Consider the following 1193-nt stretch of genomic DNA (forward strand, 5'->3'; position numbering starts at 1 on the left):
GATGACGCTTGATATTGATCTAAACGAAGATGAAGTGTTCGCCTTCGAAGGCAATACCCGCTTCATATCTTTTGGTGGTGAGTATTACTGGAGAGATGACTTCCACTTACGTGCAGGTGCGCGCTTCAATATTGCTGAAACAGAAGAGGCCTCAAAAGAAGATCACACCTTAACAGCTGGTTTTTTATACCAGCCACGCCACTTCAATATTGAGGCTGCATTTATGCTGAGTGAAGTAGAAGCTGGCGGTTCGATAGGATTTGGTTTAGCATTCTAGCTCTTTCTCTCCCGTGGGCTTGAATGTGATGAAAACCTACCTTGTGGGTGGTGCTGTACGTGACTCTTTGCTCGAAATTAACAGCAAGGATAAAGACTGGGTCGTAGTAGGTAGCAACCCAGACGAGATGCTTAAACAAGGCTTTACCCAGGTCGGCCAAGACTTCCCTGTATTTCTCCACCCCAAAACTAGAGAAGAGTACGCTCTTGCGCGGACAGAGCGTAAAAACGGTCAGGGCTACCAAGGCTTCAGCTTTGACACGTCAAAATCAATCACTTTAGAACAAGACCTTATCAGAAGAGACCTAAGCATTAATGCGATGGCAATGAGCGCAGACGGTGAGCTGATTGATCCGTATGGCGGTCAAGACGATCTGAAGAACAGACTACTCAGGCACGTCTCGCCAGCCTTCACAGAAGACCCACTAAGAATTCTACGCGTGGCTCGTTTCGCTGCTCGCTTTTATCACCTCGGCTTTAAAATAGCTGACGAAACACTCGATTTCATGAGCAAAATGGTTCTGAAAGGTGAGGCAAATCATTTAGTCCCTGAGCGTATCTGGCAAGAAACTGAACGAGCACTAAGTGAAAAGTCCCCTTGGATTTATTTTGAAGCACTTAGAAAAGTTGGCTGCCTGAAAGTCGTATTCCCGGAAATCGATGCGCTATTTGGCATTCCTCAGCCAGAAAAGTACCACCCAGAAATCGACTGTGGCATCCACGCTCTCATGTCCTTGGAGCAAGCTAGTCAACTAAGCCAATCAAAACAAGTTCGCTTTGCTGCTCTTACACACGACTTGGGAAAAGCTTGTACCGCCCCTGAAAAATGGCCAAGCCATCATGGCCATGAGCGCCTAGGTTTAGAGCCGATAAAGAAGCTCTGTGAACGAAATCGAGTACCGAATGAATACCGAGAC

2 protein-coding genes are annotated in these 1193 nt (G+C 46.8%); both read left to right on the plus strand.

Annotated elements, in window-relative coordinates; translation table 11 throughout:
- Positions 1-277: hypothetical protein (locus A3735_RS31605; RefSeq protein ID WP_197486126.1), on the plus strand; the 277-nt coding region annotated here is incomplete at its 5' end.
- 28 nt (positions 278-305) lie between these two features.
- A partial coding sequence (locus tag A3735_RS28395) for a multifunctional CCA addition/repair protein (protein WP_082886038.1) occupies positions 306-1193 on the plus strand: 888 nt, incomplete at its 3' end.

Source organism: Oleiphilus sp. HI0061, from assembly GCF_001635675.1.